15 protein-coding genes are annotated in these 20,178 nt (G+C 63.6%); 6 read left to right on the forward strand and 9 right to left on the reverse strand.

Translation table 11 applies throughout. The features are described from left to right. Nucleotides 1-307 precede the first annotated feature (307 nt). Both DESTE_RS10710 and DESTE_RS10715 read right to left on the reverse strand, forming a co-directional pair. Nucleotides 308-1,333 (reverse strand): bifunctional heptose 7-phosphate kinase/heptose 1-phosphate adenyltransferase, encoded by a 1,026-nt coding sequence (locus DESTE_RS10710; RefSeq protein WP_035067543.1) that lies wholly within the window; start codon nucleotides 1,331-1,333, stop codon nucleotides 308-310. Between the two features lie 59 nt (nucleotides 1,334-1,392). Continuing rightward, on the reverse strand, nucleotides 1,393-2,325 hold the full coding sequence (locus DESTE_RS10715) for a ParB/RepB/Spo0J family partition protein (protein WP_035067545.1): 933 nt from the start codon (nucleotides 2,323-2,325) through the stop codon (nucleotides 1,393-1,395). 91 nt (nucleotides 2,326-2,416) lie between these two features. On the opposite strand from DESTE_RS10715, the gene DESTE_RS10720 reads away from it, so the two are divergent. After that, nucleotides 2,417-2,827, forward strand: a complete 411-nt coding sequence (locus tag DESTE_RS10720; protein ID WP_035067547.1) for a hypothetical protein — start codon at nucleotides 2,417-2,419, stop codon at nucleotides 2,825-2,827. Between the two features lie 42 nt (nucleotides 2,828-2,869). Here the strand turns inward: DESTE_RS10720 and DESTE_RS10725 are convergent, their stop codons facing one another. From DESTE_RS10725 to DESTE_RS10755, 6 genes are all read right to left on the reverse strand, one after another. After that, on the reverse strand, nucleotides 2,870-3,658 hold the full coding sequence (locus DESTE_RS10725) for a ParA family protein (RefSeq protein ID WP_012613163.1): 789 nt from the start codon (nucleotides 3,656-3,658) through the stop codon (nucleotides 2,870-2,872). Between the two features lie 647 nt (nucleotides 3,659-4,305). Then, a complete protein-coding gene (locus tag DESTE_RS10730; RefSeq protein WP_035067549.1) occupies nucleotides 4,306-5,313 on the reverse strand; it encodes an NAD-dependent epimerase in 1,008 nt (335 codons plus the stop codon). Between the two features lie 324 nt (nucleotides 5,314-5,637). Further along, nucleotides 5,638-6,387, reverse strand: coding sequence for a slipin family protein (locus tag DESTE_RS10735; protein WP_035067552.1), 750 nt, complete (start codon nucleotides 6,385-6,387; stop codon nucleotides 5,638-5,640). A 298-nt stretch (nucleotides 6,388-6,685) separates the two neighbouring features. Further along, a complete protein-coding gene (locus DESTE_RS10745) occupies nucleotides 6,686-7,744 on the reverse strand; it encodes a hypothetical protein (protein ID WP_035067556.1) in 1,059 nt (352 codons plus the stop codon). Next, nucleotides 7,726-8,982: a bifunctional phosphopantothenoylcysteine decarboxylase/phosphopantothenate--cysteine ligase CoaBC gene (gene coaBC / locus DESTE_RS10750; protein WP_035067557.1), complete on the reverse strand. Its 1,257-nt coding sequence runs from the start codon at nucleotides 8,980-8,982 to the stop codon at nucleotides 7,726-7,728. Before coaBC ends, DESTE_RS10745 begins: the two co-directional genes overlap by 19 nt. 209 nt (nucleotides 8,983-9,191) lie before the next feature. Then, nucleotides 9,192-9,752, reverse strand: coding sequence for a hypothetical protein (locus tag DESTE_RS10755; RefSeq protein ID WP_035067558.1), 561 nt, complete (start codon nucleotides 9,750-9,752; stop codon nucleotides 9,192-9,194). A 291-nt stretch (nucleotides 9,753-10,043) separates the two neighbouring features. On the opposite strand from DESTE_RS10755, the gene queA reads away from it, so the two are divergent. From queA to DESTE_RS10780, 5 genes are all read left to right on the forward strand, one after another. Next, complete coding sequence (queA, locus tag DESTE_RS10760) at nucleotides 10,044-11,228, forward strand: tRNA preQ1(34) S-adenosylmethionine ribosyltransferase-isomerase QueA (RefSeq protein ID WP_051384632.1); 1,185 nt, start codon at nucleotides 10,044-10,046, stop codon at nucleotides 11,226-11,228. A 269-nt stretch (nucleotides 11,229-11,497) separates the two neighbouring features. Next, nucleotides 11,498-11,737 (forward strand): 4Fe-4S binding protein, encoded by a 240-nt coding sequence (locus DESTE_RS10765; protein WP_007525344.1) that lies wholly within the window; start codon nucleotides 11,498-11,500, stop codon nucleotides 11,735-11,737. A gap of 4 nt (nucleotides 11,738-11,741) precedes the next feature. After that, nucleotides 11,742-12,827, forward strand: a complete 1,086-nt coding sequence (locus DESTE_RS10770) for a 3-methyl-2-oxobutanoate dehydrogenase subunit VorB (protein WP_035067560.1) — start codon at nucleotides 11,742-11,744, stop codon at nucleotides 12,825-12,827. Further along, nucleotides 12,827-13,618 carry a thiamine pyrophosphate-dependent enzyme gene (locus DESTE_RS10775; protein ID WP_035067562.1) on the forward strand — a complete coding sequence of 264 codons (792 nt, stop codon included), beginning with the start codon at nucleotides 12,827-12,829 and terminating at the stop codon, nucleotides 13,616-13,618. Before DESTE_RS10770 ends, DESTE_RS10775 begins: the two co-directional genes overlap by 1 nt. After that, nucleotides 13,618-14,160 carry a 2-oxoacid:ferredoxin oxidoreductase subunit gamma family protein gene (locus DESTE_RS10780; protein WP_035070170.1) on the forward strand — a complete coding sequence of 181 codons (543 nt, stop codon included), beginning with the start codon at nucleotides 13,618-13,620 and terminating at the stop codon, nucleotides 14,158-14,160. The genes DESTE_RS10775 and DESTE_RS10780 overlap by 1 nt, the downstream gene beginning before the upstream one ends. A 210-nt stretch (nucleotides 14,161-14,370) precedes the next feature. Here the strand turns inward: DESTE_RS10780 and DESTE_RS10785 are convergent, their stop codons facing one another. After that, on the reverse strand, nucleotides 14,371-19,956 hold the full coding sequence (locus DESTE_RS10785; RefSeq protein WP_035067564.1) for a DUF3320 domain-containing protein: 5,586 nt from the start codon (nucleotides 19,954-19,956) through the stop codon (nucleotides 14,371-14,373). Between the last annotated feature and the right edge of the window lie 222 nt (nucleotides 19,957-20,178).

Consider the following 20,178-nt stretch of genomic DNA (forward strand, 5'->3'; position numbering starts at 1 on the left):
CCGGACGCGCGGACACCCGGCGCTGCCGAGAGTTTTTCTGCGCATACCCCTCTGGCGTTCAATCGGCAATGCCCTGGCTCTCGCCGCGCGTGACTTGCCTTAGCGGGCCATAGCGGCCCGCGCACCACCGCCGCCCTGCATGCAGGCGTTGCGCGCCTTACGGCACGCCCCTCTGCCTTACCATCGAATCGTATTACGATTTGGCTTGCGTTTACACTTCGTGTTTCACGTGAAATCGCACATTGTCACTAAAACAAGCAGGGCTCCCTTTCGGAAGCCCTGCTGAAAACCCAAAAGAAACGACTGCTCAGGCCCAGCGGTCCACATGCGGCACCGGCAGGGTGGCAATGGCCTCGCGCAGTTCATCCGGCAGCACCGATGCCGCCCCAACCTGCCCTACCACAATGCCCGCAGCGTAGTTGGCCAGCACGCAGCTTTCCAACAAATCCACCCCTGCGGCCAGGGCAAGTGCCACCGTGGCAATCACCGTATCCCCGGCGCCGGTCACGTCGAACACGCTGCGCGCGGTGGTGGGGATGTGCCAGACCTTGTCTGCCGCCTCGAACAGGGCCATGCCCTTGGGGCCAAGGGTTGTCAGCAGATGCTGGCAGTGCAGCGTGTCGAAAATGGCGCGCCCGGCAGCCAGGATTTCCTCGCGCGTGCCAGTGGGCAGGTGTGCGCCTTCGCTGGTTTCCTTGGCGTTGGGCGTGGGCATGAACACGTTGCGGTACAGGTGGAAATTGGGAGTCTTGGGGTCCACCAACACGGCGGGGCGCGTCCCGCGCCGCTCCCACAGCGCTTCCAGGCCGTCCATGAACGCACCGGTCACCACGCCCTTGCCATAGTCGGACACGATGACAACGTTGCAATCGGCGCTTGCAGCATCCACCAGCCGCAGCAATTCTTCCAGATGCTGCCCGCCGATGGGGCTGGTTTCCTCGCGGTCGATGCGCAACATCTGCTGCTGCCGGGCTATGACACGAGTCTTGAGCGTCGTGGGTCGCCCCGGAATTTCCACGAACGCGGCGTGCACTCCCTCGTCACGCAGCACCCGACGCAGCAGCGCGGATCGCGGCCCGTTGCCGCATACGCTGACCAGGCGCGGCACGCCGCCCAGGGTACGGATGTTCTTGGCAACGTTGCCCGCACCGCCCACCAGATGCCGGTCCTCGGACACGCTGATGACGGGCACGGGGGCTTCGGGCGAAATGCGTTGCGCGTCGCCCACCAGGTATTCGTCGATCATCACGTCGCCCACCACGCACACGCGGGCGCCCGCAAGCCGGGACACCAGCGCGCCGAGGGCAGCGCCATTGATGCTGTAGTTGACCATCAATACATCCTGCAAAATGTAATACGAACACCAAAGGCAGACTCAAGGGCAGTGACGCCCTACTGCTGCTCCAGACCAAGCCGCGACAGCAGCTGCGCAAGCTGCTCGGGCGATTCGAAATTGAGGGTGATCTTGCCCTTGTCTTCCGTGCCGCTTACCGATACGCGCAGGCTCAACGCCTCGTGCAGGCGGCCTTGCAGGCTGCGCATGGCCGGGGCTACGCGATGCGACGGACGAACGGGGCGAGGCTCCTCACGCTTGGGAGGCACGGCCAGCGGCTCTGGCAGGGCGCCGCGGTCCCGCCAATGGGCGGCAGCTGCTTCAGCCTCGCGCACCGAAAGCCTGTCCGACAGGATGCGGCGACGCAGGGTGTCCTGCGGCTCCGGGTCGGTAACCGTCAACAGGGCACGGGCATGCCCGGCGGAAAGACGCGCCTCGCGCAGGTCTTCGCGGGCGGCTTCCGGCAGGTGCAGCAAGCGCAAGGTGTTGGCCACGGCAGGACGGCTCTTGCCCAGCTTCTGGGCCAGATCTTCCTGGCTCAGGCCGAACTGCTCGCGCAGTTCCTGCATGGCCAGCGCCTCTTCCATGGGGTTCAGGTCCTCGCGCTGCAAGTTTTCGATAAGCGCGACGGCAAGCGTTTCCTGGTCGGTCAGTTCGCGGATGAGCACGGGCACTTCGCGCAGCCCGGCCATCTGGCTGGCCCGCCAGCGGCGCTCGCCCGCCACGATCTCGTAGGCCTGGGGGGCACCCTCGGCCTGCCCTTCCGTACCCGGGATGGGCCGAACCAGCAGGGGCTGCAACACGCCCTGGCTGCGGATGGAGGCGGCCAGCTCTTCCAGCGCCGCTTCCGTGAACATCTTGCGGGGCTGGCCGGGGTTGGGGCGCAGCGCGCGCAGGGGCAGCGTGCGGATGTCCGAGGGCTTGGGCTGTTCCTGATATCCCTTGAACAGGGCATCGAGTCCCCTGCCTAATCCGCGCGAAGGTCCTGCCATCGTGTTCTCCTTGACTTTGGTCCGCATTGACCCGAATCTTTATCTAAATCTGTGGACTGATGAACAAACACCCTTACGGAGTGGCAACCGGATGACCGAACGTGAAGCGCATGTGGTGCACCTGCACGACCGCCATGGCGAACTCTACGGCGTACTGCTGAGCCCGCAGGTGTGGGCCGCCGTGCAGCACAAGGTGGCGCCGTTGCTGGAGCAGGCCCTGGAAAAAATGTACCCCACTGCCAGGCCGGAACCCATGGACGACTGGCAGACCTTCAAGGACTACTGGGATTTCAAGTATCCTTTCTGCGCCGACGTGCACTGCGACTGCTGCGGCGCCGCCACGGAAGACTGGGAGCACGACCCTTTTCACCCGTTCCGGCTGCGCAACGCAACCCTGAGCGGCATGCTGGTCTTCGACTGCGTGAAGTGTGGCGCCGCCGTGCGCAAGAAGCACTTCAAGGACCACATCTGTTTCGAATTCACGCCCGCCAGCCCCAAATAGACACGGTTCGCCGCGCATCCGCGCGGCGAACCGCCTTCAAATCTACCCGCCCTGCCCTTCGCGTCGCTGCGGCCTGCGCAGCACCACTTCCTTGGCCAGCGCCAGATACGATTCCGCCCCCTTGGACTTGATGTCGTAGTGGATGATGGACTTGCCGTGGCTGGGCGCCTCCGACAGGCGCACGTTGCGCGGAATGACCGTTTCGAACAGGTGATCCGGGAAGCACTTGCGCACCTCGTTCTTCACCTGGCGCGACAGCTTGTTGCGCACGTCATACATGGTCAGCACCACCCCCAGCAGCGACAGGCCGGGGTTCAGCCGCTTCTTCACCTGCTCGTACGTCTGCAGCAGCTTGACGATGCCTTCCAGCGCGAAGAATTCGCACTGCAGAGGTATCAGCAACTCGCGCGCGGCGCACAGTGCGTTCAGGGTGATCAGCCCCAGCGACGGCGGGCAGTCAAGTATGATGTAGTCGAACCGGGAGTCCAGCGGCTTCAGCAGGTCGGCCAGGTAGTATTCCCGCGCCATCTTGTCCACCAGTTCCAGCTCCAGCGCCACCAGGTCGGTAGTGGAAGGCAGGATGGAAAGGTACGGCGTCTGGGTGGGGTAGATGGCCTCTACCACCTCATCGGGCTGGAAGAACACCGAGTAGAGGTTGTGACGCACTTCCTCCTGGTCGATGCCGAGACCGCTGGTGGAGTTGGCCTGCGGGTCGCAGTCGACCAGCAGCACCTTTTTTTCCATGATGGCGAGAGATGCGGCAAGGTTGAGCGAAGAGGTGGTCTTGCCCACGCCGCCCTTCTGGTTGGCGACTGCGATGATTCGTGCCACGGCTGCCTATCCTGTTGGGGTAAGAGGCAAAATTCATGTTTCACATGAAACGTGCGCGCGCCGGAGGGGGAAAACGGCGGGAAAAAGGACCGCCGGGCTCGCCAAGCACAGCGCTATAGCTAGTTGAGGCACGACACCCTGTCAACACGCAAAACGTTAACGCAAAAGTTGAACGTCATGGCCTGGCGAGCCTTGATTCGTCAACATAGACTGACATATCGATAGAATACAGAACCAGGAATGACCACACGCGCGAAACCACTCAGCCTGGCCGCACAGGCCACGAACATTGCGCGCAGAACAGGCAGAGCAGGCAGAACGGGCACGAGTGGAGACATTCCCGATCAGAGATGCCGACAGCCAAAAGCATTCGCCAACAAGCCTGCCCTACCTTTTCACCGCGCCGCGCGGCCAGAAAAAAGAGCCAAAGGCGTAACGGCATTGCGGAACCGAACAGCCGCAGACATCAACTGGAAACAACAAAGAACCATTCCAGCAAGATGTGAAGTTTCACATGAAACAACGGGTGCCATCCTTGCGGAAGGCGCCCGTTACGCATGCATGGCAATGCGGCCTGAACAAAGAAGAAAAACGCCGGACGCACCCCTCACGCAGCGAGATGGGAGACAGACGGCCGCACGACAGGGCTACATCTTGTAGTAGTCGCGGAACCAGCGCACGAAGGCTTCTATGCCCTGCTCCAGGGGCGTATGCGGCTTGAAGCCCGTATCGCGGATCAGGTCGTCCACATCGGCGTAGGTGGCCTCCACGTCGCCGGGCTGCATGGGCATCAGGTTGCGCACGGCCGTGCGGCCAAGGCAGTCTTCCAGAATCTCTATGAACCGGCCAAGCTCGACGGCATTGTTGTTGCCGATGTTGTAGATGCGGTACGGGGCCGGGCTGGTGGAGGGGTCCGGCGCGTCGCCCCGCCATTCCGGGTTGGGCTGCGGGGTGCGTTCCGTCACGCGCACAACACCTTCCACGATGTCGTCGATGTAGGTGAAGTCCCGGCGCATGCGCCCTTCGTTGAACACGTTGATGGGCTTGCCTTCCAGAATGGCCCTGGTGAACAGGTACAGGGCCATGTCCGGCCTGCCCCACGGCCCGTAAACCGTAAAGAAACGCAACCCGGTGGTGGGCAGGCGGTACAGGTGGCTGTACGTGTGGGCCATCAGCTCGTTGGCTTTCTTGGAGGCGGCGTACAGGCTGATGGGATGGTCCACGTTGTGGTGCACGCTGAACGGCATGGCCGTGTTCAGCCCGTAGACGGAACTGGAAGAGGCATACACAAGGTGCTGCACGCCATTGTGGCGGCAGCCTTCCAGAATGTTGCCGAAGCCCACCAGGTTGGACTGCACGTACGAACGAGGATTCTTGAGCGAATAGCGCACACCGGCCTGAGCCGCCAGATTGACCACATGGGTGAACTTCTGTTCGGCAAACAGGGCATCCATGCCCGCATCATCGGCCATATCCAGCTGGGCGAAGACAAAGCCCGGATACGGTTCCAACTGCTTCAGGCGGTCTTTCTTCAGCTGCACGTCGTAGTAGTCGTTCAGGCAGTCCAGGCCCACCACGGTGTGCCCGGCCTCCAGAAAACGGCGGGAAAGATGATACCCGATGAACCCGGCAGCGCCGGTAACGAGAATATGCATGATGGCGTCCTGTGATGGTGTTGCGTGGGCTGGCGCGGCACACGCCTGATACGGGGCGGTCGCGCTCACCGTAAGAAGAAGGTGGTGACGGCGTGACGACAGGGCGAGAGTAGCGAAAGACGGCCACAAGGGAAAGGCGGTTTGGCCTGCGGCGTCACCGCATACCGAACCGCCCTGCCCTTACCTGGTCTGGCCTGCTCTGGCCTGCTCTGGCCTGCTCTGGCCATATCTGGCCTGCTCTGGCCTGCTCTGGCCATATCTGGCCTGCGGAAACCTGCTCCTGACGCCGTCCATGCCAATGGCGCAGACGAACGCGCGGCATGCCTACCCCTTGGGCAACAGCCCGCGCAGCAGGTCGAGCGGAATGGGCAACACCGTGGAGGAGCTTTCCGAAGCCATCTCGCGGATGGTTTGCAGATAGCGCAGTTGCAGCGCCTCGGGGTGCAACGCGATGATGGACGCCGCCTGGGCCAGCTTGTCCGCGGCCTGGAATTCGCCCTCTGCGCTGATGACCTTGGCCCGGCGCTCGCGCTCGGCCTCTGCCTGCTTGGCCATGGCCCGCTGCATTTCCTGCGGCAGGTCGATGTGCTTCAATTCCACCGACTGCACGGCTATGCCCCACTCTTCGGTCTGGGTGTCCAGCAGCGCCTTGATGTCCTGATTGACCTTGTCGCGGTGGGCCAGCAGGTCGTCCAGTTCCACGCCGCCGCACACGCTGCGCAAGGTGGTCTGGGCCAGTTGCGAGGTGGCGTACAGATAGTCTTCCACCTCGTTGATGGCCTTCACCGGGTCCACAACCCGAAAGTAGACCACGGCGTTGACCTGGATGGACACGTTATCGCGGGTGATAACGTCCTGATTGGGCACGTCCATGGTCAGCACGCGCATGCCCACCCGCACCATGCGGTCGATGACCGGGATGACGATGATCAGCCCGGGGCCCTTGGGCCGGATGAGCCGCCCCAGACGGAAAAGCACGGCCCGCTCATACTCGTTGAGCACCTTCAGCGACGCCACCAGCACCAACACGGCCAGCGCGGCGACAGGGGCAAGAAAGGAAGTGAACTCGAACATGGTTACCTCCAGCAGGGAGTCTGCGCGTAGCGTTGTGCCGAGACCCGGCGAATCTGGCGCGCAAATGGACCTGTATGACCATCATAACCACGTGATGGCGTATGCGCCACGGATTTGCGCGAAATGGGCGAAGGAAAGGAGCCGGGATAACAGCGGGAGGGAGGGCGCGCACGTGAAGCAACAGCAAAACACGGTGTGACCGGAAGGCCGACTTGCACTGCGTGAAGACAATCAGGCAGGGAAAATCAACAGGAGGGCAGGAACGGGGGGACAGCGCTGACGCGGCACCCGTAAGACGCTACCGGGTGGCGGGCTTCAGCGCCGTGCGCAGGTAGGCGATGACCGCCTCCACCGTGGCCGGTGCGGCGATCAGATTGTCCATGTCCGGAAGGACGATGAGCAACCGGCCACGCCACGGTATCTGCTGGTACGGACGGGCACGCAGATCTGGCGCGAACGCGCGCAAGGCCTTGGAGCCCATGACCACCACCAGGCGCGGCGCAATACGCTCCACCCCGGCCAGGAACAAGCCGGAATCGCACACGGGTTCCGTGGCCGATGCGGTGGATCCATCGGCAGCGGGGGAAGGCGTGGCTTCAGCGCCTGATTCAGGCATGGCCACGGGCCAGAACGCATTGCTGCCCTTGGGCTGCTGCAACGCACCCAGGATGCGGCGCAGGGTGTCGCGCCGGGCCGCATCGGCACAGCCGGAAAGATCAAGGCCCAGCGCCCAGTAGGTCCACAGCACGGGTGCGGGTTGGGGGGTCTTGCCCAGCAGCGCGCGCCATGGTCCGGGCCATTGTTCAGGCGGCAAGGTGCTGGCGGCAGGGCCGCTGCCAACGGGCGGCAAGGTTTCGGCAAGGCCTGCCCCAGGTGCAGGCTGCGCGGCCTGGCTGGAGGGGTGAGCGGGATTGACGGATTGCGCGTTGCGGGGGGGCGGCTGACGGTAGCCTTGCGCAGGTCCGGCAGCACGACTCATGCCTGCCCCACCATCGGAGTACGAGCCGCGCCTCGTGCCCGTGGACACGCCGCCATGGGCGTACGGAGAATCCATGGAATCAGAGGGGTCCGGAGGAATGCCGTAGGCGTCGGGATCAAAGGAAGGGTCGCCCTGCATGGACCGGGGAGCTTCGCAGGCAGCGGGAAAGGCACGCATGTCCGGGGCATCGGCATCTGGGGTACCGGCATCTGGGGCATCGCCACCGCGGCGGCCAGCCTGCGCTGCGCTGCCTGCTGCATCCCCGCCGGGCGCATCACCAGATGCCGCACCCTGCCCTTCGGGCAGCAGCACATGCAGCAGTCCCGCGCCGTGCCATGGGCGCAGGGTTTCCAGCAGGCCTAGCGGCGGACGAGCCAATCCACGATCCTCCATGCCACATCGGGCTTGGGCAGCACCGGCCATTCCTCCGGCTGGGCGCCCTGCGCCAGCACGGTGACGCGGTTGGTTGCGGAACCGAACCCGGCATCCGCGCCGCCCACAAGGTTACCCACGATCATGTCCGCGTTCTTGGATGCCAGCTTGCGGGCCATGCTTTCCGCAAGGCCGGACGTTTCGGCGGCAAAGCCCACAACAGTCTGCCCGGCACGCTTGCGCTTGCCAAGGGTTGCCAGAATGTCCGGGTTGGGCGTGAAGGCCACGCTGAAGCCGTCCTGCGCGTCGGCCTTCTTGAATTTTTCCGCACCTAGCGGCACGGGGCTGAAATCGGCCACGGCAGCGGTGAACACGCCTGCGTGCATGGCATCCCACGCCGCGTCGGCAGCGTCGAACATCTGCCGCGCGCCGGTCACATCATGCCTGTGGATGCCCGCAGGCAGCCACGGCGTGCCGGGGCCGCACACGGCCTGCACCTCTGCCCCGCGCAGCCACAGGGCCACGGCCACGGCCGCGCCCATGGCGCCGCTGGAAGGATTGGTCCAGTAGCGCACGCCGTCCCACTGTTCGCGCGTGGGGCCAAGGGTGACCAGCACGTGCTTGCCGTGCATGTCCTGCGGGGATGCGGCGCGCAAACCGTGCAGGTACACATCGCGCGGGTCGGCCAGCCTGCCCTGCCCTTCTTCCATGCACGCGGTGCGCCCGCAGCCGGGTTCCACCACCACATGACCCCGGCGGCGCAGGGTGGCCACATTTTCCTGCGTGGCGGCATTGGCCCACATTTTGGGGTTCATTGCCGGTGCGATGACCAGCGGGCCGGGAAAGGCCAACGCCTGTGCCGAAAGCATGTCGTCCGCAAGGCCGTGCGCAAGGCGGGCCATGGTGGATGCGCTGGCCGGGGCAATGACGAAGGCATGCGCCGACTGGCCGGGCATGAGGTGCCCGAACACGTCGTCGTCTGGTGAAAGGGGTGACGCGGCGGTTTCACCTCCGGGCTGCCCGCCCGCGAACATGGTGGTGAACACCGGCGAGGCCCCCAGCGCCGCGAAGGTCAGCGGCGCGATGAAGCGCCGGGCGGCATCGGTAAGGGTGACGCCAACGTCCATGCCCGCATCGCGCCACATGCGCACGAAGTCGGGAGCCTTGTAGGCCGCAATGGAACCGCAGACCCCAAGATGGAGCCTGCGGCCTGTGAAGCGGGTAAAGGCGAGATGCGCGTCCATGTTCCCCCTGGCACGTCATGGCGTGCTGGGCTTGTCCGATGGAAATGGGTCGATACGCCACGCTGGTACGAAGGGGGCAGGCCCAATGCGCCGGCCCCCATTACCGGCAGCCTACACGGCTGTACGACATGCGCTGTCAGGACCGCACCATGCCGCCGCACCGGTCGGCAGCGGCACGTCAGCATACTGGACAGCCGCCGCCGGACGGACTACTGCGAAAGCCCCTGTTCCTTCACGCCGCCGCCCGAGGGCACCGGCGCGTTGGGCGCCACCGAGAAGTTGCCGGTGGGGTACGTGCCTTCCGACGCGGTGTTCGCGCCAGCGGACACGCCCGCGCCTTCCGGCAGGCGCTGGGCCACCCACACTTCCAGCGTGGAGTAGGCCTGGCCGTCGGTGATGCCGAGGATGGCGTTGCGGTCGCCCTTTTCGAACAGCAGCACGCTGCGCTGCCCACGGAACACCGAGCGCAGCGCCCAACCCTGGCGGGTCATGTTGTGGATCATGGCGTTGACCAGCGACTGCCGGTCGATGCGCCCGTCGAACACCTGGGTGCCGGTCTTGGAACCGTCGGAATTCTGCGAAACCGCCGTGTACTTGGTCTGCTCGGTCATGTCGCTGGGGATGGGCACGTCGCGGAACTCGCCGTAGTACACCTCGTTGACATTGGCGGGCGGGGCGGGTTCGAACGGGTTCGGGATGGACGTGGAAGAGCAGCCCTGCACGGTGAGCAGGGTGGCGGAAAGGGCGGCGGCTATGACGAGCTTGCGCATGGGGTTCTCCTGTGCTTGATGATGCGGACGGCCAGGGTCTTTCGGCGGCATCCGCAACCGGCTGGCAGTGGCTGGCCGGGGTTCCGGTACGGCCCGCGCGCGGGCCATGCGGGGGGCAACGCCCACCGCGAAAACTGCGCCGACACTAGCGGATGTCGTGCCGGACTGCAAACGGCACGCGCCACGCGGGGCAAGCCCCGCGAGGAATATATGGATACGGATGACACGATGGGCAACACCGGAAACAAACAGATGCGCACCACGACGGAACCCGCTGCCGACACGGACACCATGACCGGGAACGACAAGGGCATCGTGCCCGAGGACGACCGGCTGGAATCGTACCGCTTCCACCTGCCGGAAGACCAGATAGCCCAGCACCCCGCGCCGGAGCGGGGCGGTTCGCGCCTGCTGGTGCTGGATCGCAGGGCGTCTGGCCCGGGCACGCTGACCCACGCCCGTTTCGCGGACCTGTGCGATCATCTGCCGGAAGGCTGTCTGCTGGTGGCCAACAACTCCAAGGTACTGCCCGCCCGACTGCTGGGGGTGCGCCCCACCGGCGGCAAGGTGGAATTTCTGCTGCTGACTCCCCTGCCCTTGCTGGAGGAACTGGCCGGTGGCGACAGCGGGATGGGTGATGCCGCCCGCAAGTCCGACGGCCTGCGCGATGAAGGGGCTGGCTGGCGCTCCGTCCCTGCCGAAGGGCTGCTGCGCGCCTCCAAGAAGATCCGCCCCGGCGATGTCATGGATTTCGGCCCGCACCTGCGCGTGGAGGTCATCCAGCCCGGCGACTTCGGGCGCAGCACGGTGCGCCTGCACTGGCGGGGCGAGTTGCGCCAGTTGTTCCTGCAACAGGGCCACCTGCCCCTGCCCCCGTACATCCGACGCGAAACCGGCGCAGCCACGCCCGACGCGCCGGAAGACCGAGACCGCTACCAGACCGTGTACGCCGACGACAGCCGCCTTGGCTCCGTGGCGGCACCCACCGCAGGCCTGCACTTTACCGACGGCCTGCGGGCCCGCCTTGCCGCAACCGACAGGCAGTGGGCGGAAGTGACCCTGTACGTGGGCTACGGCACCTTCAGCCCGGTGCGCTGTGCGGACATCCGCCAGCACGCCATGCACCGCGAATACATCGAGGTCAGCGAGGCCACCGCCGCCGCCATCCGCGCTGCCAAGGCGGAAGGCAGGCCGGTGGTCACCGTGGGCACCACCTCCACCCGCACCCTGGAAGGCACGGTGCGTGCCTGCGGCGAGGTGCGCGCCTTCACCGGCTGGACGGACATCTTCATCAAGCCCGGCTACCGGTTCACGGTGGCGGACCACATCATCACCAATTTCCACTTGCCGGAATCGTCGCTGCTGATGCTGGTTTCCGCCTTTGCCGGGCGCACGCGGGTGCTGTCCGCCTATGCAGAGGCGGTGGCGCGCGGATACCGGTTTTTCTCATACGGCGACGCAATGCTGCTGTTGTGACGCATCGTTGCGGACCACAGTGCCCCGGCTGTGGAGGCCGTGCGGCCCCGCACGCCGGACGCACGAGCAGGCTTTGAAAAGCTGCGAAACTTGTCCTATAGGTAAAAGCCGCCGCGCGGCATCCCCACGCCCTTTGCGGTCAGCGCGGGGCGCCGCCGGGCGGACACGCCGCCACCGGCATGCAGGTCCGGTTGCGCGGGCACCCGGTTGCCGCCGGGTGCGCAACACATCCACCAGCCTTTCGAACCTCCACCCCAAAGGACGGTTTCATGTCACGGGTCGTATTTCTGGACGAGCGCTGCAAGGGGTGCCTGCTGTGCACCACGGTGTGCCCAAAGGGCATCATCGTGCAGTCCTCGCGCTTCAACAGGCAGGGCTACAAGGTCGCCGAGGTTCCGGCGGATGCCATGAAGGACTGTACCGGCTGCGCCTCGTGCGCGCTGATCTGCCCGGACGTCGCCATCCGCGTCATCAAGTCGCGCAAGGCCAAGAAGGCCGGGAAGGAGTAGCCCCATGCCGCACAACACAACCGACACGGGCACGCCGGAACGCATCTTCATCAAGGGCAACGAGGCCATCGCCCACGGCGCGCTGGCTGCTGGCTGCCGCTGCTACTTCGGCTACCCCATCACCCCGCAGAACGACATTCCGGAAATGATGTCCTACGCCCTGCCCGACGCAGGCGGCGAATTCGTGCAGGCGGAAAGCGAAGTGGCCTCGGCCAACATGCTGCTGGGCGCGGCCGCCGCGGGCATCCGCGCGCTGACCTCGTCGTCCAGCCCCGGCATCTCGCTGATGCAGGAAGCCATTTCGTACATGGCGGGCAGCGAACTGCCCGGCGTCATCGTGAACATGAACCGCGGCGGCCCCGGCCTTGGCGACATCGGCCCCTCGCAGGGCGACTACTTTCAGTCGGTGAAGGGCGGCGGCCACGGCGACTACAAGCTGCTGGTGCTGGCCCCGGCCACCTGCCAGGAATGCTACGACATGATGGTGCAGGCCTTCGACCTGGCCTTCAAGTACCGCAACCCGGTCATGGTGCTGGGCGACGCCATCGTGGGCCAGATGAAGGAACCGGTCACCCCGTGGAAGCCTGCCGCCGTGCCGCCCACCGAAGCAGCCGACTGGCGGCTGGAAGGGGCCAGGGGGCGCAAGCCGCGCCTGCTGAAGTCGCTGTTCCTTGAAGACGGCGCGCTGGCAGGCCAGAACCGCCACTTGCAGGCCAAGTACGCCGACATGCAGGCCGAGGCCAGGGCAGAAAGCTTTCTGACCGACGATGCGGAACTGATCGTGGTGGCCTACGGGTCCATCGGGCGCATCGCAAAGTCCGCCATCCGCAAGCTGCGCGCCCAGGGCCACAAGGTGGGCCTGGTGCGGCCGCAGACGCTGTTCCCCTTCCCCGGTGCGCTGCTGCGCGGCCTGGCGGAGCAGGGAAAGCGCTTCCTGACCATCGAGCACAACTGCGGCCAGATGGTGGAGGACGTGCGGCTTTCCATTCGCGGCATCGTGGATTCGGCCTTCTACGGGCACATGCCGGGCGAAATGCCCGGTTCTGACGATTTCCTCGCGCCCATTCTGGACGCCATGGGGGGCAAGTGATGCAGGCTGACGAAAGACTGGCGCTCGCCGACGACGAGCAGATGGCCTTCGAGGTTCCCGACGTGCTGGTGGACCGCGCCACCCACTACTGCCCCGGTTGCCACCACGGCATCGCCCACCGCCTGGTGGCCGAAGTGCTGGAGGAAATGGACGTGGTGGACGACACCATCTGCGTGGCCTCCATCGGCTGTTCGGTGTTCATCTACAACTACCTGGCCGTGGATTCGGTAGAGGCCCCGCACGGGCGCGCCCCTGCCGTGGCCACCGGCGTCAAGCGCAGCCGCATGGACAAGATCGTGTTCGCCTATCAGGGCGACGGCGACCTTGCCTCCATCGGCCTCGCCGAGGTGATGCACGCCGCCAACCGGGGCGAGCGCATCACCATCGTGTTCGTGAACAACACCGTGTACGGCATGACCGGCGGCCAGATGGCCCCCACCACCCTCATCGGCCAGAAGACCACCACCTGCCCCGGCGGCCGCTGCCGCGACCGCGAGGGCATGCCCATCCGCATGGCCGAAATCATTGCCGGGCTTGGCGGGGTGGCCTATTCCGCCCGCGCCTCGCTGGACAGCGTCAAGAACATCCGCGCCGCCAAGAAGGCCGTGCGCAAGGCCTTTGACGTGCAGCAGCAGGGACTGGGCTTCGGGTTCGTTGAACTGCTGTCCGGCTGCCCCACCAACTGGCGCATGGACGCGGTGAAGGCCAATACCCGCATTCGCGAAGAGATGATCCCCTACTTTCCGCTGGGGGTGTACAAGGACGTGACCGAAGGCGAGGGGGTGTGCTGATGGCGCTCTACCAGGACGTGATCATGGCCGGCTTCGGCGGTCAGGGCGTGATGCTGATCGGCAACCTGCTGGCCTACGCGGGCATGAACGCCGGGCTGAACGTGACGTACATTCCCGTGTACGGGCCGGAAATGCGCGGCGGCACCGCCAACTGCACGGTGGTGGTGTCTGACGAGGACATCGGTTCACCCATCATCCAGCGGCCCAAGAGCCTCATCGTCATGAACCAGCCGTCGCTGGACAAGTTCCAACCCCGGCTGGAAGACGGCGGGGTACAGGTGCTCAATTCGTCGCTGGTGGATGCATCGCAGGCCGAGGCGCGCGTGCGCACCGTGGCCGTGCCCGCCAACGAGATCGCCGACAAGCTGGGCAACACCAAGATGGCCAACATGGTGGCGCTGGGCGCTTACGTGCGGGCCACCGGCGTGGTGGACCTGGACGTGGTGAAGAAGAGCCTGGCCAGCGTCATTTCCGCCCACTACAGCCATCTGATTCCCAAAAACGCGGATGCGTTGCAGGCGGGCTTTGACCACGCCGGGTAATGCGCTGAATCGACAGGAGGATACCTGCCGGTAGCGACAAACCGCATCGCGTTGCCCCGCCCCGCCCGCAACCGGAGCGCAACGGCAACGCGGGGCGTGAAGCCCCACGAAACCCATGGGCCGCAAGGCCTGCGGGAAGAACGACGAAAAAATGACCGCCCGCCGCGAGCATTCGCGGCGGGCGGTTTTGTCTCTTCGCCTGACAGACAGCTAGCTGAGTGCCGCTGGTGTCAGGATATCCGCCTGCAGCACAAGAGCTCCGGATGCAACCGCCTCGTCTATCTGTTGCTCTATGACAGCCCGCACGGCTGCGCTGGTCACCTTGATGCCCAGCATGCGGGACGTCGCCTGCACCATCTGGTCTCTTGTCGCGCCAAAGTTATTCCGAGCAATATCCAGAATGGCGGCATCTATTTCCGCTGGCGGCAGCATGTCCGCCCGGCGCAAATTGAAAGACTTCGTGGTGCTTCTGTCACGTATGCGCACGGGTTCGTTGGGGATGGACAAGAATTGCGACACACGCTCGATCCGCCCCGTCTTCACCGCCACTTTTACTGCGGCCTCAATGGCGTCCTGAATACGTCCGCCTGCCCTCTTCAATCCCCAGGCATCACGAATGCGATGAACGACCTCATCGACATGCACCGGCCCTTCAACACTAACGGCTTCAACGACAAGATTTGTCAGTATGCCTGTCGGCGTTTCGTGCAGTTCGTCGGTGCGATATGTCGGCCGTTGCAACACGGCTTCAACATATTCAGCTCCGGCAGACGGGCTCTCATCGTCCGTGGGGACAAGCCCGATCTCGGTCACATCCTCTCGCTCGATAGCCACAATTTCAATGGGCACCGCCCGTGTGGAACGGCTCGCGGCCTTGGTGTCATACTCTTCCTTGGCCGCCTCGATCCTGGCAATAATGAGTTCAAGCTGCTCCGCAGGCCGCTGAAACCAGTCCGTGCTCCAGACCCGGTGGATTACCCAGCCGTGGCTTTCCAGAACGGATTGCCGCAGCCGGTCGCGATCACGCGCGGAACGGGCGTCATGGTAAGATGCGCCGTCGCACTCGATGCCAAGCAGATAGCGACCGGGACGTTCGGCATCGGCTATGGCGAGATCAATGAAGAAACCCGCGAGCCCGACCTGCCGATGCACCTGATACCCTCGTGTCTGAAGCGCCTGGGCCACTTGCTCCTCGAAGACGCTGTCGTAGTCCCGTCCGGTGCTTTCCGCCATGGTCATCCGCCCGGTCCGGGCATAGTGCAGGAACAGGCGGAACGCCAAAACGCCCTTGCGGGTCGCGGCGAAGTCAGGGTCAATATCCTCGTCGGTCATGGACGAAAACACCTCGCAGCGCTGTTTGGCGCGCGAAATCAAGACATTGAGACGCCGCTCTCCCCCCTCGGAGCCAAGCGGACCAAAGCGCATGGGAGGACGTCCACCCGGAGTGGTGGGACCGTAGCCCACTGAGATGAAGATCACATCGCGTTCATCACCCTGAACATTTTCCAGATTCTTGACAAAAAACGGTTCTGCAGGGTGCGCTTGAAAGAACGCTTCTGTGTCAGACGGCAAACTACGCCGCATCAGTTCCAACTGATCAAGAATGGCCCGCCGTTGCGCGGCGGAGAAGGCGGCAACCCCCAGCGACAGGTGCGGGCATTCGCGCGCATGGTCGATGATGGCCTGTGCGACGATCTTCGCCTCTATCTTGTTGGTCCGTGTGCCGCCTGCGTCGAACAGGCCCTCCGAAATGTAATGGAAGCGAAGCCCCATGCCTGCCTCTGCCGTATAGGGGCTTGGAACGATAAACAGCTTGCCTTCGTAAAACTGACGGTTGCTGACCGCGATCAGCGACTCGTGTTTGCTGCGGTAGTGCCAGCGCAGCATGCGCGTCGGCAGGCCTCGCGCGGTAAACAGGCCGAGAATACTCTCGATATCGGCCACACGCCCGCCGTCACTGTCATCGTCCTCACTCCCGTTGCCCGTTATCTTTGAAAAGAAGGCCGTAGGGGGTAGCTGTTTGGGGTCACCCACCACGACCACCTGCCTTGCACGAGCAATGGCGCCAAGCGCGTCCACCGGCTGAATCTGGCTTGCTTCGTCCATCACCAGAAGGTCGAAATCGAACACGCCCGGTGCAAGAAACTGCGCGACAGAGAGCGGACTCATCATGAACACCGGCTTGAGCGCCTGGACGGCCTGTCCTGCCCGCTCCATCAGCTTGCGAATGGGCATATGGCCGCGCTTCCTCTGCATTTCGGCACGCAGCACCCCCAGCGGTCCAATGGCCGATCCATCACGAGGGGGGACACGTTTGTGATGCGCCTGGACTACCTCCACTCCGGCATGGGCAATCCGCTTCCGATCAAGATCGGCAAAGTCTCGCACGAGCCGCCCATGCAACGTGCCGTCAAATCGGCCCAGATCGGGGTTCATGCGCACCAATTCCGCATAGATGGCCTCGTAATACGCCATCTCGAAGGCTGGCAGCACCTCGCCTGGCGTTAGCCTGCCATCTTCAAGCCGCATGACGACATCGCCGCAACCAAGCGCCCTGCCGCGATCTGCGCGGTCACGATAGGCAACCCACTTGAAAAGCTGTTCTCCGCTTGCCGCCCACTCGCCAAAGCTAGCGCACAGCCGCGCAATGGGAACCGTCCCAATCCGGGCGGTATCGAAATCATGCCTGGGAGCGAGACGGATATCCTCCAGAAGGCACACGCCATCGGCAATCAGTGAGGCGCGCTCTGACTTGATGGCCTCGACCTGGGCGGCAACGTGTCGGCGATCCTCCACACGGCTCGCCAGCAGCCGGATATCCCCATTGGAGGCAATCCATGTGGCGGCCACATCCAGTTCGCGCCAATCGGAGTCACTGCCAATCCAGCTTGTTGCAAATGCAGAGCGTCCAAGTGCATCGCCTGCGTCGAGAAACCGCGCACACACCTGGCCTTCGGCAAGCCGTTCCAACATGTTGAGCCGTTCGGAAAGCGATGTGGGAACTTCCGTAAATATGGCCCCCGTTGCACGAGCGGCATCCGTAAAAGACGTGGCGGCGACAAGCAGCGAAGCGATATTCGCCCTTTCCGCAGTCGGCGCATCGCCAAACACGGCAGCCGATGCAGGCAACTCGCTCCAGACTTTGGCGACAATCGGGCTCACTTCGGCAAGCAGATTCTCCGTGCCCGCGACATGCCGCGCAATGACATCCCGGTCAGGATTTGCAGCCACCACCGTACGCGGCTCTGCTCCAAGCCCTTCAACGGATTGCATCCACTCCACCAGTGCCAGCAGGGGGCCGGAAACCGAGCGATCTTGCCGCCAATCCGTTGCAAAAAGGGTCTTGCCCAAAGCGTCTTCCGCTTCCAGCAAACGCTTCGCCGCCTGGCCCCGCGCAAGCGCATCCAGTTGCGTCAGTGTGGCCGCCAACGGCTGCTCTGGATGCACAAGAATGGACCGGACAAGCCGATTGGCCCGCCGCCACTCACCACTGAATATTTTGAAAAATCCCGTGCCGTGTGCGGCAAGGGCCGTACGCGCCGCAGCCAGATCCATGCCCCACGCGGCATCGGAAATTGATGCGCCGATTTCGGATCGGACTTGTTCGAGGGCGAGAGCTGCGCCAGCCAAATCTGCCGCACGCCCTGTATTGCCATCCCACGCATCTGCCGCGAACGCTTCGCGGCTGGAAGGCGGCGCAGCCAGAACGCGTTCGCCAACCTTCACTAGGCGCAGGATATCAGCAAGAGCCAACGGCGCAGGACGCTCCATCGCCCTGGCCAATGCTTCCGCCTCTGCGGTCAGCATCGGAAGCCGGTCAACCAGGATCGCCAACCGGCCAAATCCGTCCGGGGAAAAGGAGAGCGGCAACCGGGACAGCGTGGCACGGGCAGTTCCTGTCTCCGTTTCCCACGCCGCACTGGTAAAGCCCGATGCCAGTTCTTCCCTCAGTTGGGTGTACCGCTTGCCGGTCGTCAGCAACGCCCGGATATCGTCATATTTCTCCTGCCACGCAGGTGAGGAAAGCGCGCTCTGCGGAAGTCCCGGCGTGCCAGCAATCCGAACGGCCAATTCGATGAGGGGTGAAAGGGCATCAAGAGTTGCGGCGCGTTCACGTTCCAACAGGGTGGCCATGTCGGCCTGTTTCTCGTCAAGCGCCACCAGACGCTCAGCCAAGGCGGAAAAACGGCCTGTAAACCTCTCCACATCCATCGGCGTTATCGACGCCAACCCGACGCCGCTCCAGACGTGATCGGACGGCGTGCCGATCTCCTCCACGCGCGACGCCAATTCGGCAAGCACGGCATGCCGGTCCGCAAACCCGTCAGATGTCCACTCCCCAGGGTTTTCAAGTACGATATCGTTGGGCCGTTCGCCTGCCTGACGCAGCCGGACAAGTTGCCCGATCACCTGATACGGGCTGAGTCCCGCAGTGACATGACAACAATGCAGCCTCGCGGCATGGGCATTCAGGCCATCACGCAGTTCCGCAAGCCTGGCGTACAAGGTGCCCGCATCTTGCGTTTTGGGCACACCCAGATGCCATGTACGGCGCAATTCATCGAGCAATGCCCGCTTGTTCGCCTTGTTGCTGTGCAGTTCAAGGCAGGCGTCACCCACTCCAGTGGCATCAAGCCGACGCTTCACCACCTCCAACGCAGCCATCTTTTCCGCAACGAAAAGCACTGTCTTTCCGTCCGCAACGGCGGCGGCGATGATGTTGGCGATCGTCTGGCTTTTACCGGTGCCGGGGGGCCCCTGGATCACCATGTCGCGCCCACGCCGGACCTCGTGGACAGCCAAGGCCTGACTGCTGTCGCTGTCCACGATGTGCAGCATTTCCGAAGGAGGTATGAAGGGGTCGATCTTGGCGTCTTCGGGAATCATTCCGTCGGAGCCAGCGAAACCATCGGCGAGAGCACAGCGGATCAGCGGCCTGTCGCTTATTCGGGCGTGGGCTGGCCATGTTTCCGGGTCAAGATCGCGGTACATCAAGAACTTGGCGAACGAAAAAAAACCTAACGCCATCTCGTCATGCTGGACTGTCCAGCCCGCCTTGCCAGCCACCGCATCCGCGACGCTTTCAAAATATGAAAGCGGCTCAAAGGAATCCGTGGCTTCAAACGTCGGCAAGGAAATACCGTGAACACGGTCAAGGAAGGTTTCAAGCGACAGGTTTGAGGAAAAATCCTCCTGCCGCGCACGAAGCTTGAATTTTTCCGCGGCATTGCCACGATCCAGCGAAACAGGAATCAAGAGCAGCGGGGCATGCCTGATGTTGGCGGCATTGGCCGGGTCGACCCACTTGAGAGTCCCCAATGTAAGGTAAAGAATGTTGACGCCTTGTTCCTCCTCCAATGTCCGGGCATCGAAATAGAGTTCGAGCAGCCGTTTCTGAAGGCCCTGCGGGGTCAACCGGGTCTGAAGGCGGGTGTCGGCATGGCGGCTGAAAACACCCCGTTCATCAACAACATCATCATCCGGTTGCGCAAGATCCGTGATCTCATACGCTTCGGTGTCCGCCTCATCACCTTCCGTACGGGCGGATTTACCCGCCACAAACGTAAAGAGTTTACCTTCGCGGACCAGCAGCCTGAAAATTTCAGAGCTTATTTCATCCACTATCTCGATGGTCCTCGCGCTCTTTCCGGAGCGAGGCATGTTGAGCAACCGGTTACGCGCCGATAAATCAAGTAACTCCACTCTGGCCTTGTCGAGTTTCTCAGCCAATGGCAACGTGCTCTGAAAAACTGAAATACTTTCGTTTTCCGTGTGTGAAGCCCAGTCTGTAGTCATGCGTACCCCCTGTACTCGCATCGGGTGTAAGAAACTCCCAAGTATCTGGCAATAAGTAATTTGCGTGTCTGAACTGCTGTGAAATATCGAAAAAAATTGCAACAAATCAATGCCATTATATAACAGGGCGTGTACCGTTGAAAGATATTAACCTCCGCCTCACCCCGCCCTTGCCGTTCCTCGTCCCCATGCCTACCTGTAGGGGTAAGGTGCGGCACGAAG

The organism is Nitratidesulfovibrio termitidis HI1 (genome assembly GCF_000504305.1).
GTDB lineage: Bacteria > Desulfobacterota > Desulfovibrionia > Desulfovibrionales > Desulfovibrionaceae > Cupidesulfovibrio > Cupidesulfovibrio termitidis.

What these genes read in the sequence shown, in the direction of transcription:
- DESTE_RS10710 (WP_035067543.1), bottom strand. Translation starts at nt 1,333, where the DNA reads ATGGTCAACTACAGCATCAATGGCGCTGCCCTCGGCGCGCTGGTGTCC.
- DESTE_RS10715 (WP_035067545.1), bottom strand. Translation starts at nt 2,325, where the DNA reads ATGGCAGGACCTTCGCGCGGATTAGGCAGGGGACTCGATGCCCTGTTC.
- DESTE_RS10720 (WP_035067547.1), top strand. Translation starts at nt 2,417, where the DNA reads ATGACCGAACGTGAAGCGCATGTGGTGCACCTGCACGACCGCCATGGC.
- DESTE_RS10730 (WP_035067549.1), bottom strand. Translation starts at nt 5,313, where the DNA reads ATGCATATTCTCGTTACCGGCGCTGCCGGGTTCATCGGGTATCATCTT.
- DESTE_RS10735 (WP_035067552.1), bottom strand. Translation starts at nt 6,387, where the DNA reads ATGTTCGAGTTCACTTCCTTTCTTGCCCCTGTCGCCGCGCTGGCCGTG.
- coaBC (WP_035067557.1), bottom strand. Translation starts at nt 8,982, where the DNA reads ATGGACGCGCATCTCGCCTTTACCCGCTTCACAGGCCGCAGGCTCCAT.
- DESTE_RS10755 (WP_035067558.1), bottom strand. Translation starts at nt 9,752, where the DNA reads ATGCGCAAGCTCGTCATAGCCGCCGCCCTTTCCGCCACCCTGCTCACC.
- queA (WP_051384632.1), top strand. Translation starts at nt 10,044, where the DNA reads ATGACCGGGAACGACAAGGGCATCGTGCCCGAGGACGACCGGCTGGAA.
- DESTE_RS10765 (WP_007525344.1), top strand. Translation starts at nt 11,498, where the DNA reads ATGTCACGGGTCGTATTTCTGGACGAGCGCTGCAAGGGGTGCCTGCTG.
- DESTE_RS10770 (WP_035067560.1), top strand. Translation starts at nt 11,742, where the DNA reads ATGCCGCACAACACAACCGACACGGGCACGCCGGAACGCATCTTCATC.
- DESTE_RS10775 (WP_035067562.1), top strand. Translation starts at nt 12,827, where the DNA reads ATGCAGGCTGACGAAAGACTGGCGCTCGCCGACGACGAGCAGATGGCC.
- DESTE_RS10780 (WP_035070170.1), top strand. Translation starts at nt 13,618, where the DNA reads ATGGCGCTCTACCAGGACGTGATCATGGCCGGCTTCGGCGGTCAGGGC.
- DESTE_RS10785 (WP_035067564.1), bottom strand. Translation starts at nt 19,956, where the DNA reads ATGACTACAGACTGGGCTTCACACACGGAAAACGAAAGTATTTCAGTT.